The sequence below is a fragment of the Azospirillaceae bacterium genome (assembly GCA_028283825.1).
In the GTDB taxonomy this organism is placed as follows: domain Bacteria; phylum Pseudomonadota; class Alphaproteobacteria; order Azospirillales; family Azospirillaceae; genus Nitrospirillum.
The window spans coordinates 245,071-258,621 of record JAPWJW010000005.1 but is presented as its reverse complement, the minus strand read 5'-3'; the positions used below and the strand labels follow the sequence as shown (position 1 = coordinate 258,621).

At 71.1% G+C, this 13,551-nt stretch carries 8 protein-coding genes; 5 read left to right on the top strand and 3 right to left on the bottom strand.

Translation table 11 applies throughout. The features are described from left to right. The first annotated feature begins 61 nt into the window (after positions 1 to 61). From PW843_27850 to PW843_27835, 4 genes are read left to right on the top strand one after another with little or no spacing between them, the layout of a single operon-like run. On the top strand, positions 62 to 1,465 hold the full coding sequence (locus PW843_27850) for a tetratricopeptide repeat protein (protein ID MDE1150380.1): 1,404 nt from the start codon (positions 62 to 64) through the stop codon (positions 1,463 to 1,465). A 4-nt stretch (positions 1,466 to 1,469) separates the two neighbouring features. Then, positions 1,470 to 4,034 carry an ABC transporter substrate-binding protein gene (locus PW843_27845; GenBank protein ID MDE1150379.1) on the top strand — a complete coding sequence of 855 codons (2,565 nt, stop codon included), beginning with the start codon at positions 1,470 to 1,472 and terminating at the stop codon, positions 4,032 to 4,034. Further along, positions 4,031 to 4,879, top strand: a complete 849-nt coding sequence (locus tag PW843_27840) for an ABC transporter permease (GenBank protein MDE1150378.1) — start codon at positions 4,031 to 4,033, stop codon at positions 4,877 to 4,879. Before PW843_27845 ends, PW843_27840 begins: the two co-directional genes overlap by 4 nt. Position 4,880: 1 nt before the next feature. Then, the gene (locus PW843_27835) at positions 4,881 to 6,470 is read left to right on the top strand and encodes a dipeptide ABC transporter ATP-binding protein (GenBank protein ID MDE1150377.1); all 1,590 of its coding nucleotides are present in this window, start codon (positions 4,881 to 4,883) and stop codon (positions 6,468 to 6,470) included. A gap of 5 nt (positions 6,471 to 6,475) precedes the next feature. Here PW843_27835 and PW843_27830 read toward each other — a convergent pair whose 3' ends face one another. Next, complete coding sequence (locus PW843_27830) at positions 6,476 to 7,462, bottom strand: P1 family peptidase (GenBank protein ID MDE1150376.1); 987 nt, start codon at positions 7,460 to 7,462, stop codon at positions 6,476 to 6,478. 86 nt (positions 7,463 to 7,548) lie between these two features. Here PW843_27830 and PW843_27825 point away from each other — a divergent pair, with 86 nt between their 5' ends. Beyond that, entirely contained in the window at positions 7,549 to 8,424 is an 876-nt protein-coding gene (locus PW843_27825; GenBank protein ID MDE1150375.1) for an alpha/beta hydrolase, read from the top strand. Between the two features lie 275 nt (positions 8,425 to 8,699). Here the strand turns inward: PW843_27825 and PW843_27820 are convergent, their stop codons facing one another. Next, the gene (locus PW843_27820) at positions 8,700 to 11,117 is read right to left on the bottom strand and encodes an ABC transporter permease (protein MDE1150374.1); all 2,418 of its coding nucleotides are present in this window, start codon (positions 11,115 to 11,117) and stop codon (positions 8,700 to 8,702) included. 12 nt (positions 11,118 to 11,129) lie between these two features. Further along, entirely contained in the window at positions 11,130 to 13,547 is a 2,418-nt protein-coding gene (locus PW843_27815) for an ABC transporter permease (protein MDE1150373.1), read from the bottom strand. Positions 13,548 to 13,551: the final 4 nt, after the last annotated feature.

Below are 13,551 nucleotides of genomic sequence, written 5' to 3'. Positions count from 1 at the left end.
CCTATTGATAGCGCGCCATCACAGGCATTCAGTCCCGCCCGAACAGTCGCGAGCCTGCACCATGACCGCGTTTGAGGATTTCCTGGGCAACCCCGTCACGGCGGATGGCGACCATAGCGCCGGCCTGATCGACGATTTCGTCGGCGGCCTGCTGGCCTATGAGACGCGGGCGGTCAACCTGCTGGCGGTGGCGGACGAGGCCACCGACCTGCCGCTGGTCCAGACCTATGCCGGCATGCTGTGGATGTTCCTGGAATCCACCGATGGCCCGGCCAAGGCCGCCCCCTATGTGGAGCGCGCGCTGAAAGCCGCCGAAAACGGCACGGCGCGGGAAAAGCTGAACGCGGCCTTGCTGGACGCCTGGTGGCGGGACGACATCCCGGCGGCGCTGGCCATTGGTGAGCGCATCGCGGAGGACTTCCCCCGCGACCTGGCGGCGGTGAAGATCCACCAATACCTGAACTTCAACCGCGGCCAGTCGCCGGACATGGTGCGCATCGGCCTGAAGGTGCTGCCCCGGGCCGGCGACGTCGCCTATCTCCACGGCATGCTGGCCTTCGGGTTTGAGCAATGCCATCTGCTGGACGATGCGGAAGGTGCCGCCCGGCGCGCCATCACCCTGAAACGCAAGGAGCCCTGGGCCCACCACGCCCTGGCCCATGTGCTGCTGACGCGGGGCGAAATCGGCCAGGGCGTCGATTTCCTGCGCGGCGTGAAGGACACCTGGACAGATCTGAACTCCTTCATGTCCACCCATCTGTGGTGGCACTTCGCCCTGTTCCTGCTGAGCCAGGGGCGGGAGGCGGAAGCCGTGAAGCTGTACGACGCCCATATCTGGGGCATCGACAAGGGTTATTCCCAGGACCAGATCGGCGCGGTGCAACTGCTGACCCGCCTGGAACTGGCGGGGGTGGACGTGGGCGACCGCTGGGACGATGTGGCAGGCCATCTGGCCGCCCGATCGGGTGACACCGCCCAGCCCTTCCTGGCGCTGCTGTACCTGCTGGGCCTGGCCCGGGCCGGCCGGGCGGAGGCAAATACCTTGCTGAATGCCATCCGCGACCAGGCCGCCAAGGCCCCGGCGCACAGCCGCGCCACCTGGACCGACGTCGCCGTGCCGGCGGCCGAGGGGCTGGTGGCCTATCACCACGGCGATTACCGCACCGCCGTCACCCACCTGGGGCCCGTGCTGCCCCGCATGGTGGAGATCGGCGGCAGCCATGCCCAGCGCGACCTGTTCGAACAGGTACTGCTGGACGCCCATCTCAAGGGCGGACGTTGGGCGACGGCACAACAGCTGTTGGAACTGCGCCGGGGGTTCGATCCCGAAGGCGTGCCGGTGAACCGGGCGCTGGCCAAGGTCTACGATCACCTGGGTTTGCCGACGCTGGCCCAGCGCGCGGCGGGACGGGCGGCGGCCACGGCGGCGGCCCACCGCAACGACGCCCCCATCCTGACGGCCTGACCCCATGGCTTTGACCCTGCTTTCCCGCGCGCTTAGAACGCTGGCCGTGGTGGTGGCGCTGGTGGCGGTTCCCGCCGCCGCGCGCGACACCCTGACCTTGGGCCTGCAACTGGAACCGCCGGGCCTGGACCCGACGGCGGAGGCCTCGGCCGCCATCCCGCAGGTGGTCTTCCCCACTGTGTTCGAAGGCCTGGTCCATCTGGGCGAAGGCGGGCGGGTGGAACCCCTGCTGGCCACCGACTGGACGGTGGATCCCGACGGCCTGCGCTACGTCTTCCACCTGCGGGCCGGGGTGCGGTTCCAGGACGGCAGTCCTTTCGATGCTGAGGTGGTCAAGTTCTCGCTGGAGCGCGCGGGTGCGGACGGCAGCACCAACCCGCAGAAGGCCGCCCTGTCGCACATCACGCAAGTGGACGTGCTGGACCCGCTGACGGTGGCCGTGCGCCTGAAATCCCCCTACGGCAGCCTGATGCAGGTGCTGGGCTGGCCGGCGGCCGTCATGGTCTCGCCCGCCAGTGCCGCCGGCAACGTCACCCACCCGGTGGGTACCGGCCCCTACACCGTGGCGGACTGGCAGCGGGGCAACGCCCTGACCCTGGCCCGCAACCCGGCCTACTGGGGGGCCGCACCCCACCTGGCCAGCGTCGTGCTGCGCTTCATCGCCGACCCGGCCGCCGCCACGGCGGCGCTGAAGGCCGGCGACATCCAGGGCTTCCCGGCCTTCCCCGCACCCGAGGCCATCGCCGACATCAAGGCCGATCCCCGCTTCGCCGTCACCGTCGCCTCTTCCGAAGGCGAGACCCTGCTGGCGCTGAACAACAAGCGCCCGCCCTTCGACAATGTGCTGGTGCGCCGGGCCTTGAGCTACGCCGTGGACCGCCAGGCCGTCATCCAGGGCGCCATGTTCGGCTACGGCGACCCCATCGGCAGCCACTACCCACCGCAGAACCCCGGCTATGTCGACCTGACGGGCCTGTACCCGCACGATCCCGCCCGGGCCAAGGCCCTGCTGGCGCAGGCCGGATACCCCAACGGCTTCACCGCCACCATCCGCGTCCTGCCCCTGCCCTATGCCAAGCGGGCGGCGGAGATCATCGCGGCGCAGCTGGCGGAGGCCGGGGTCAAGGCGGTGTTGCAGGACGTGGAATGGGCCACCTGGATCTCGCAAGTCTACGGCCAGCACGATTACGACATGACCATCGTCGCCCATGTCGAGCCGATGGACTACGATATCTACGGCCGCGACGATTACTACTTCGGCTATTCCAACCCGGCCTACAAGGCGCTGCTGGCCAAGCTGGACGCCACGGTGGACGAGCCCGCCCGCCTGGCCCTGCTGGGCGATATCCAGCGCACGCTGGCCAATGACGCGGTCAACGTCTTCCTGTTCGAATATCCCTATTTCGGGGTGTGGGACGCGCGGGTGCGGAATATCTGGCACCCCACCCCGGTGCAGTTGACCGACCTGGCCACGGCGCAGTTTGATGACGCCGCAAGCGGCAATGCCGGCGGCGGCACCTCCCCCGTTGCCCGTTGGCTGGCCTGGGCGCTGGGCCTGGGCGCACTCGCCGCCGTGGCGACGGCGGCGGCCAAGGCGGGGCCGCGTTATGTGGCGGGGCGCCTGGTGTCGCTGCTGGCGACCCTGATCGCCGCCAGCTTGGTGATCTTCCTGGCCCTGCAGGTCATCCCGGGCGATCCGGCGCGGGTGATGATGGGCATGAGCGCCGACCCGACGGCATTGGCCACCCTGCGCCACCAGATGGGCCTGGACGCGCCGGCACCCCAGCGCTACCTGGCCTGGCTGGCCGGCATCGTCCAGGGCGATTTCGGGCTCAGCTACACCTATCGCGTCGATGTCGGCCGGCTGATGGCCGAGCGGCTGGCCGTGACCCTGCCGCTGACCCTGTACGCCATCCTGCTGTCCACCCTGCTGGCCCTGGTGCTGGGCGTGGTGGCGGCGCTGGGGGCCGTTCGTCCCCGCAGCGCCGGCCGTGTCCTCGACGGCGCGCTGAACGGCATCGCGCAGTTGCTGATCGCCGTGCCCAACTTCTGGATCGGCACCTTGGCAGTGGCGGTGTTCGCCGGCACCCTGCACTGGTTCGCGGCCGGCGGTTTCCCCGGCTGGGACGGCGGCCTTATCCCCGCCCTGAAGGCCCTGACGCTGCCGGCCATCGCCTTGGCCGCGCCGCAGGCCGGCATCCTGGCCCGGGTGCTGCGCGGTGAACTGATCGAGCAGATGGGCCGCGACTATATCCGCACGGCGCGGGCCAAGGGCCTGAGCGTGCGCCAGGCCCTGCTGCGCCACGCCCTGCCCAACGCGCTGGTGCCGGCCGTCACCATCCTGGGCATGCAGTTCTCCTTCCTGCTGGCGGGTGGCGTGATCATCGAGAACGTGTTTTTCCTGCCGGGGCTGGGCCGCCTGGTGTTCCAGGCCGTGGCCCAGCGCGACCTGATCGTGGTGCAGGGCGTGGTGGTGGCCCTGGTGTTCGCCGTCGTCCTCGTCACCTTCCTGGTGGACATCGCCACCGCCGCGGTCGACCCGCGCCTCAGCCGGGGGACCGAACGATGACCCTGTTCTCCGCGACCCTGAGCCCCCTCTCAAAAACCGCCCGGACCGCCAGCCTGACGGCCGGCCTGGCCCTGACCGGGCTGGTGGTGCTGGCCGCATTGCTGTCCTTCTTCTGGACGCCCTATGACCCCACCGCCATCGCGGTGGCGGGCCGGTTGGCGCCGCCCTCGGCCACGCACTGGTTCGGCACCGACGCCTATGGCCGCGACGTGCTGTCCCAGGTGCTGGCGGGGTCGCAAAGCGCCCTGGGCGTGGCGCTCGCCGCCGTCGTGGTGGGCCTGGGCGGCGGCGTGCCGCTGGGCCTTCTGGCGGCCGGCCGGCGCGGCTGGGTGGATGAGGTGGCGATGCGCGGCAGCGACGTGGTGTTCGCCTTCCCGGCATTGGTCACCGCCGTGCTGATCGCCGCCGTGGCCGGACACGGCGCGCTGGACGCCATCGCCGCCATCGGCATCTTCAACATCCCGGTCTTCGCCAAGGTGACGCGGGCCGCAGCATTGGGCGTGTGGGCGCAGGACTACGCCCTGGCCGCCCGCCTGGCCGGCAAGGGCCGGGGCCGCATCAGCCGCGAACACGTCCTGCCCAACATCACCGGCCTGCTGCTGGTGCAGGCGACCATCCAGCTGTCCTTAGGCATCGTGGCCGACGCCGGCCTGTCCTTCGTGGGCCTGGGCACCCAGGCGCCGCGCCCCAGTTGGGGCCGCATGCTGGCCGACGCCCAGACCTTGGCGGGGCAGGCGCCCTGGCTGCTGATCGTTCCCGGCCTGGCGGTGGTGGCCGCCGTGCTGGGCCTGAACCTGCTGGGCGACGGCCTGCGCGCCCGCCTGAACCCGGGACGGGGTGCATAATATGGCCTTGCTGGAGATCGAGAACCTCAGCCTGTCGCTGGACGACCGTGACATCCTGAAAGCCGTCAGCCTGGCCGTGGAGGCCGGGCAGATCGTGGCCCTGGTGGGCGCGTCGGGGTCGGGCAAGTCGATGACCGCGCTGTCGGTCCTGGGGCTGGAGCCGGCGGCGGCGGCGCGCACGGGTGCCGTCCGCCTGGGGGACCGCGACCTGACCCGGCTGACCGAGCGGCAGATGAACGCCGTGCGCGGCCGCGACATCGGCCTGGTGTTCCAGGAACCGATGACGGCGCTGAACCCGGTGCTGTCCATCGGCGACCAGGTGGCGGAAACCGCGCGCATCCACGGGACGGCCGGGCGCAAAGAGGCGGCGGCCATCGCCGACGCCGTGCTGACCCGCGTGGGCCTGTCCGCCGACCGCTTCCCGCGCACGCGCCGTCCACATGAGCTGTCGGGCGGGCAGCGTCAGCGCGTGGCCATCGCCGCAGCACTGGCGCTGAAGCCCAAGCTGCTGATCGCGGACGAGCCCACCACCGCCCTGGACGTCACCACCCAGGCCCGCATCCTGGATCTGCTGATGGGCCTGGTGCGGGAGGATGGCCTGGGCCTGCTGCTGGTCAGCCACGATCTGGCGCTGGTGTCGCGGGTGGCCGACCGGGTGGTGGTCCTGCACCAGGGTGCCGTGGTGGAGACGGGCACGCCGGTCGAGGTGTTCGGCCAGCCCAAAGCCGCCCATACCCAGGCCCTGCTGGCCGCATCCACCGTGCATCGCCGCCGGCCTGACACCTTCACGCCCACGGGCCAACCCATTTTGGCGGCGGAGGGCATCGTGCGCGACTATCCCCTGCCCCGCACCTCCTGGCTGGCGAAACCCGCCCATCTGCGCGCCGTGGACCAAGCCTGGGTGAGCGTCCACCGGGGTGAAAGCGTGGGCATCGTGGGGGAGTCGGGCTCCGGCAAGTCCACCCTGCTGCGCACCCTGCTGGCCGCCGACAGCCCCCAGGCGGGGGAGGTGCGGTTGCTGGGCCAGGCGTGGTCAGCGGCCTCTGAGGCCGCCCGCCGCCCCCTGCGTCGCCACGTCCAAATGGTGTTCCAGGACCCGGTGGGCAGCTTCGATCCGCGCTGGCGGGTGGAACGGCTGGTGGCGGAACCGTTGGCCCTGCTGGATAACCCGCCCCCGCCGGCGGTGGCGCGCCAGCGGGTGGAAAGCCTGTTGGAACAGGTGGGCCTGTCGGCCACGGATGCCGACCGCTTCCCGCATGAATTCTCCGGCGGGCAGCGCCAGCGCATCGCCATCGCCCGCGCCCTGGCCGCCGAACCCGACCTGATCGCCCTGGATGAGGCGACCTCCGCCCTGGACGTCGCCACCCGCGCCCAGATCCTGGACCTGCTGGCCGGCCTGTCGGACCGGCTGGGCCTGGCCTATCTGGTGGTGTCGCACGATCTGGACGTGGTGCGCGCCCTGACCGACCGCGTCCTGGTCATGCAGGGCGGCCGGGTGGTGGAGGAAGGGCCGACGGCCCGGGTGCTGAGCCAGCCGTCGCACCCCTACACCGCCAGCCTGCTGGCCGCGACACCGGTGCTGGCGGCTTGAAAGCCTCAGGCGTGATGCACCGCGCGGGCGATGGCGCGGGCCAGACAGTCGGCGGCGGCGGAGCCGATGCGCGCCACCCGCGCCCAACGGACGCCGCTTTCATCGGGCAGCGCGGCCCCCTTGGCCACGGCGAACACGGTGTCGCCGTCGAACGGCGTGTGCGTGGGGCGCACGGCACGCGCCATGCCGTCCTGCGCCATCATCGCCACCCGCTTGCACTCCGCCGTGGTCAGGTCGGCCGAGGCCGCCACGATGGCGATGGTGGTGTTGGCGCCCGGGGTGGGGCGGTCATGCACGCCCAGGCGCGACAGCGCCGGCACCGGGTCGGTGATGTCCATGGGACCTTCCGGCCGGCGGCCGCCGAACTCATCCCCGATCTCGAACGGCCAGGCCCAGTAGGTGCGCCCGTCCGGCATGTGGACGGACCCCACGGGGTTGGCCGCCACCAGCGCCCCCACCACCAGGCCGTCGCCCAGATCGATGGAGGCGGTGCCGATGCCGCCCTTGACCAGGCCGGCCATGGCGCCGCGCCCGGCGCCGACGGAACCTTGGGCCACCTCCGTGGTTGCCGCCTCGACGGAGCGCAGGCCAAGGTCACGGTAGGGCGGGACCAGTCCCCAATCCTTGTCGCCGCCGTTGGCCAGGTCATACAGCACGGCGGACGGCACCAGGGGGACGGCCGGCGTGCCCGGCCGCAGGGTCAGGCCCTGGCCCCGTTGCGACAGGGCCGCCACCACGCCGTCGGCCGCGGCCAGGCCGAAGACCGATCCGCCGGCCAGGACGATGGCGTGGGCCCGGCCCACCAGGTTTTCCGGCGACAGCGCCTCGGTCTCGCGCACGCCGGGGCCGCCGCCGCGCACATCCACCCCCGCCGCCCAGCCGTCGGGGCACAGCAGGGTGGTCACGCCGCTTTGGACATGGTCGTCCGTGGCGTGGCCGACCATCAGGCCGGGAACGTCGGTGATGGCGTTGCGGGGTCCGGGCACGGGCATGGTAGGCTTTCTCGACTGCAGGAACGCGCCGGATACTCCGCCTTCACCCCTTTCCATTCAATCGCAAACCCCTAAAGGGACGCATCATGCCGGCTACCCTCGACGCCTCCACCACCACGGCCCGCGTGGTGACCGCCCCGGCGCCCATCGCCCTGCGTCCCGGCCGCCCCCTGCTCAGTGTGGTGGTGCATGAGGGGGGTGAGCGCGCCGACACCACCGTGTTCCTGACCCATGGTAGCGGCGGCAACAAGAACCAGTGGCGCCACCAATGGCAGGCGTTGAAAAGGGCCGGCGTGCGCATCGTCGCCTGGGACTTCATCGGCCACGGCCAGAGCCCGCAGCCGCGCGACCACGCGGCCTATGAGGGCAGCCGCATCGTCGATGATTATCGCCACCTGCTGGACACCTACGGCCCCGCCCCCGGCCAGGGCCGCATCGTGCTGGCGGCCCATTCCTACGGCTGCCGCCTGACGCTCAGCCTGTTGCAGGATCTGGCGGCGGAGGGTCGGCTGGACCGGGTGGCGGCGGCCTTGCTGCTGGGTCCGCCTTCGCCCCTGGCGCAACTGGGCGCCAACCCGCTGGGCTGGCTGCCGCCCTTCGTGCTGGAATGGCTGCGCCCCGTCATCGCCGCCAAGTTCCGGGCGCTGGCCTGGCATCCGGATGTGGACGCGGAGCTGCTGGCCTTCGAGGAGGAGGCGACCAAGGGCAACAGCCTGTTCATGATGAAGGCGCTGATGGGCCAGGCGGTGCAGCCCGACCCGGCCAAGCTGAAGGACCTGACCCTGCCCGTCACCGTGGTGGCCGGCACCAACGACGGCCTGACCCCGCCCGCTGGCGCCCGCGACCTGGTCGACCGCCTGCCCAACGCCACCTACGTGGAACTGGAACGCTGCGGCCACCAGATCATGCTGGAGAAGCCGGCCGAGACCAACGCCCTGCTGCTGCGGCTGGCGGGGGTCTAATCGGCGCGGAACCACTGGTCCCCAATTCCTGCTCCGCCGCCGCCCGGCGGTCAGCCGATAGCTCGTCCACCAAGGACATACCTTCCGGAATATACCGACGCACCAACGCCTGCGCGCGGCGGACAGCTTCACCCACCGGCTCAAAGACGGCAACGCCATCGACCATCCTGGCAACGATCTTGCCGTCGTTCTGCGAATTCGGAACGGTGCGCATGTCAGAGGGGAACCCGTGTCCGGCGGTATGCCCTATTATGACATGCGCCCCCGGCTTGTCCCTACTCATACCGCAGCGCCGTCACCGGCGGCGCCTTGGCCACGCGGATGACGTGGACGGCGACGGTGGCCAGCGCCACCGCCAGGGCTATCACCCCCGCCGCCAGGAAAGTGCCCGGCCCCTGGTCCACCCGCACGGCGAACTGGATCAGCCAGTGGTGCAGGCCCCACCAGGCCAGCGGCCAGGCGATGAGGTTGGCCAGCAGCACGGGGCGGCTGAACTGCCAAGCCAGCAGGCCCAGGATGTCGCCCACGCCGGCCCCCACCACCCGGCGCACCCCGATCTCCTTGGTCCGGCGCGCTGCCGTCAGGGCGGTCAGGCCGAACAGGCCCAGATTGGCCAGCACGATGGCGAGCGCGCTGAACGTGGCGAAGATCCGGGCCTGACGCTCCTCCGCCGCGTAAAGGCCGGCCACGCGCTGATCGACGAAATCGCGGCGCAGGTAATCGGCGTCGGGATAAATCCGGTCGGCCACGGCGTTCACCGCGTCCACCGTGGCGTGCTGGTCACTGGCCGCCAGACGCAGAGTCAGGCTGTCGCCCCCGGCCTTGAGGACGAACACCAACGGCTGGTCGGATTGCCGGGCCGACTGGAACCGCATGTCCGCCACCACGCCGGCGACCTCGATAGCCTGGGTGCGCGCGCTGTCGGCATAGAATCGCTCCCCCACCGCGTCCTGGGGCCGGGCATACCCCATGCGGCGGGCGGCCTCTTCCGTCACGACGGCATAAAGAAGCACACCAGCATCGCCCTCCAGGGCGGGCTTCCAACCGGGGGGTAGGCCGCCGGCCACCCAGCGGGCGCCATAGGTGCCGAAGAAATCCTCATCCGCCGTGAAGGTGGCGATGCCGCGCGCCTCCCGCAGGGTGCTGCGGCTGTCCTCCGCTAGGCTGAGGTTGGACAGGCTTTCCGATGTCGCCGCCGGCACCAGGTTGGAATATCCCGCGTCCAGCACCCCGGGCAGGTGCCGCAGTTCCGCCTTCAGGGTGGCCAGGCGGGCGGCGTCGCCCGGCAGGTCGGACAGGACATACAAATTCTCCGGCGCATAGCCCAGGCCGGCGGCCTGGACATGCGCCACCTGGCGCTGCACCGTCAGGGTCGCCACCATCAGGGCGATGGACACGGCGAACTGCCCCACCACCAATGCCGCGCGCAATCGCCCCACGCCGGGGGCCTGGGTCCGGCCCTTCAGCACCTCCGCCGGGCGGTGGCCCGACAGCACCAGGGCCGGATAGAAGCCGCCCAGGCCGCCCACGACCAGGGGCGTCACCAGCAGCAACGGCAACAGCCAGCCATGGGTCAGGGGCGCCAGGCTGACATCCCGTCCCACCAGCGCCTGGAACACCGGCAGGGTCACCTCCATCAGGGCCAGCGCGGCCAGCGTGCCGATGGCGGCCAGCGCCACCGCCTCACCCGTGAAAAGGGCCAGCAGTTGCCGCCGCCGCGCGCCCAGCAGCTTGCGCACCCCCACCTCGCGCGCGCGGTTGATGGCCTGGGCCGTGGCCATGTTGGTGTAGTTGGCGATGGCGATGCCCAGGATCGCCATCGCCACGCCGCCCAGCACCCGCAACGTCCCGACGTCGCCGCCGGCGGTGAGGTCGCCCAGCGCCTTGACATGCAGGTAGATGCCGGGCACCGGATCCAGCCGCAGGCTCAACAGGTTCTGGTGACCGGCGCCGGCCTGGTCCGGGTTGGGCGGATTGTGATGATCGACGAAGGCGGGCAGTGCGGCGGCCACGGCGGCGGCCGACACGCCCTTGGCCAGGCGGACGTAGGTCACGGCCCCATGGATGTCGGTCCAGGGCCCGCCGGCGGTATGCGCCCACGACTTCGGCCCCCGGGCCGCGTCGGCGGCGATGGCGGTGAACGCCAGATGGCTTTGCGGCGGCGTCGCCAGGATGCCGGTGACGGTCAGCGCCGGCCCGTTCTTCACCTGGACCACGCGCCCCATGGGATCGGCGTCACCGAACAGGCCGCGCGCCGCCGCCCGCGTGACGACGATGCCGTCCGGCCGCGCCAGCGCCGTGGCGGCGTCACCGCGTTCCAGCGGATAGTCCAGCAGGCGCAGGAAGTTGGGATCGGCCCACAGCAGGTGCTGTTCGAAGAAACGGTCGGCGGCGCCCAACATCACCCGGTCGGATTCCATGCGGGTGGCGGCCTCCACCCCCGGCACCTCCTCCAGCAATGCCGCCGGCAGGTCGGTGGGGGCGTAGACCATGCGGATGGCCTGGCCGCCCACGTTGAACTGGCTGCCCACGCGGTACAGGCGGGCGGCATCGGTGAACCCCCGGTCCACCGACAGTTCCTGCGCCACATACAGGCTGACCAGCAGGAAGGCGGCAATGCCCACCGCCAAACCAGCCAGGTTCAGCAAGGTGAAACCCAGGTGGCGGCGCAGGAAGGAGGGCAAGGCGTTCATGTCCCGTCCCCCTCATTCATACCGTAGCGCCGTCACCGGCGGCGCCTTGGCCACGCGGATGACGTGGCCGGCCACGGTGGCCAGTGCCACGGCCAGGGCCAGCGCCCCCGCCGCCAGGAAGGGGCCCGGCCCCTGGTCCACCCGCACCGCGTATTGGATCAGCCATTGGTGCAGGCCCCACCACGCCAGCGGCCAGGCGAGGAGGTTGGCCAGCAGCACGGGGCGGCTGAACTGCCACGCCAGCAGGCCCAGGATGTCGCCCACGCCCGCCCCCACCACCCGGCGCACCCCGATCTCCTTCGTGCGCCGGGCCGCCGTCAGGGCGGTCAGGCCAAACAGGCCCAGGTTGGCCAGCACGATGGCGAGCGCGCCGAAGGTGGCGAACACCTTGGCCTGCTGTTCCTCCGCCCGGTAAAGGCCGGCGACGCGCTGGTCGGCGAAGTCGCTGCGCAGATGCTCGGCTTCCGGAAACAGACGGTCCACCAGGGCGTTGACGGCGGCCACGGTCGCCGGCTGGTCGCCCGCCGCCAGCCGTACCGTCAGGTTGTTGCCCCCGCCTTGCAGGTCGAACAGCAGGGGTTCCGCCGTCTGGCGCACGGAGTGGAAACGCACGTCGGCCACCACGCCGATGATTTCCGACAGCCGGCCTTCGCCATTGCGGTCGCGGAACCGCTCCCCAATCGCGTCGGCGGGCTGGCGATAGCCCATCTGCCGCGCCGCCGCCTCGGTGATCAGGGTATAGCGCGGGTCCTTGTCGTCGCTGGCATCCGGCCGCCAGCCGGGCGGCGCACCAGATCCCGCCACCAGGCGCAAACCGTAGGTCGCCAGGAAATCCTCATCCACCCCGAAGTATGAGACGCCGCGCACCTGCTTCAAGGTGCTGCGGGTGCCGTCCGGCAGGTCGAAGCCGGCCAGGCTGGCCGACTGGGTGGCGGGCGCCACCGAGGAGAGCGACGCCGCCTGCACGCCGGGCAGGTGCTGGACCTCCGTCCTCAATGTCTCTTGCGCCGCCCGATCCGTCGGCAGGTTGGACACCACATACAGGTTGTCGGTGCGATAGCCGGAGCCGGCCGACTGCATGTGCGCCACCTGGCGCTGCACCGTCAGGGTGGCGACCGTCAGTGCGATGGCGATGGCGAACTGGACCACCATCAGCACCGACCGCACCCGGCCGGCCCCAGGCGCCTGGGCACGGCCTTTCAGCACCTCCCCCGGGCGATAGCCCGACAGTACCAGCGCCGGATAGAACCCGCCCAGCACGCCCACCACCAGGGGCGTGGCCAGCAGCAGCGGCAGCAGCCGGCCCTGGGTCAGCGGCGCCAGGCTGACCGTCCGCCCAACCAGCTGGTGAAAGGCCGGCATGCACAGTTCCATGCCGGCCAGGGCGGCCAGCGTGCCCAGGGCGGCGATACCCACCGCCTCACCGGTGAAACGGGCCACCAGTTGCCGGCGGCGGGCGCCCACCAGCTTGCGGATGCCCACCTCCCGTGCGCGATTGATGGCCTGGGCGGTCGCCAGGTTGGTGTGGTTGGCGATGGCCACGCCCAGGATCAGCACGGCCACGCCGGCCAGGATGCGAAGGGTGCCGACATCGCCGGACTGCCGGTCGCCGATCACCCGGCCGCGCAGATAGATGTCACCCACGGGGTCCAGGCGCAGGACCAGGAAGTCGCCCACGCCGGCAGCCACCATCTCCGGCGACGGCGGGCTGTGGCGGTTGACGAAGGCCGGCAACTGCGCGGCCAGTCCGGCGACAACGCCCGGTGCCACGCGGACATAGGTCATGACCTCCTGTACCGAGGACCAGGGGGTGCCGGCCTGCCGCGCCCAGGACTTGTCGCCGCGCCCGGCATCGGCGGCGATGGCGGCGAAATCCAGATGGCTTTGCGGCGGCGGCGCCAGAATGCCGGTGACGGTCAGCGCCGCGCCATGCCGGACCAGCACGGTCCGCCCCATGGGATCAACGTCGCCGAACAGCATGCGCCCCAGCGCCCGCGTGATGACCACGCCGTCGGGACGCGCCAGCACCGTCGCTGGGTCCCCCTGTTCCAAGGGGAAATCCAGTACCCGCAGGGCGTTGGGGTCGGCCCACAGCAGCGGCTGTTCGAAATAGCGATTGTCGTCAACGCCCAGGGACGGCCGGTCGAACTCCACCCGCGTGACCGCCTCGATATCCTGGCGGAAGTCCTCCCGCAGGGTGGCGGCCAGGTCGGCAGGCGAGAAGGCCAGCGCCATGGTGTTGCCGCCGATGTTGAAATTCACGCCGACACGATAGAGGCGGTCGGCCCCGGTGAAGCCGTGATCGACCGATAGTTCATCGGCGACGTACAGGCTGACCAGCAGGAAGGCCGCGATGCCCACCGCCAGCCCGAACAGGCTGAGCAGGGTGGAGCCCAGATGGCGGCGCAGGAAGGACGGTAGGGTGTTCATGGTC

Coding starts and splice junctions, on each gene's coding strand:
- PW843_27840 (MDE1150378.1), top strand. CDS start 4,031: ATGACCCTGTTCTCCGCGACCCTGAGCCCCCTCTCAAAAACCGCCCGG.
- PW843_27815 (MDE1150373.1), bottom strand. CDS start 13,547: ATGAACACCCTACCGTCCTTCCTGCGCCGCCATCTGGGCTCCACCCTG.
- PW843_27845 (MDE1150379.1), top strand. CDS start 1,470: ATGGCTTTGACCCTGCTTTCCCGCGCGCTTAGAACGCTGGCCGTGGTG.
- PW843_27850 (MDE1150380.1), top strand. CDS start 62: ATGACCGCGTTTGAGGATTTCCTGGGCAACCCCGTCACGGCGGATGGC.
- PW843_27830 (MDE1150376.1), bottom strand. CDS start 7,462: ATGCCCGTGCCCGGACCCCGCAACGCCATCACCGACGTTCCCGGCCTG.
- PW843_27835 (MDE1150377.1), top strand. CDS start 4,881: ATGGCCTTGCTGGAGATCGAGAACCTCAGCCTGTCGCTGGACGACCGT.
- PW843_27820 (MDE1150374.1), bottom strand. CDS start 11,117: ATGAACGCCTTGCCCTCCTTCCTGCGCCGCCACCTGGGTTTCACCTTG.
- PW843_27825 (MDE1150375.1), top strand. CDS start 7,549: ATGCCGGCTACCCTCGACGCCTCCACCACCACGGCCCGCGTGGTGACC.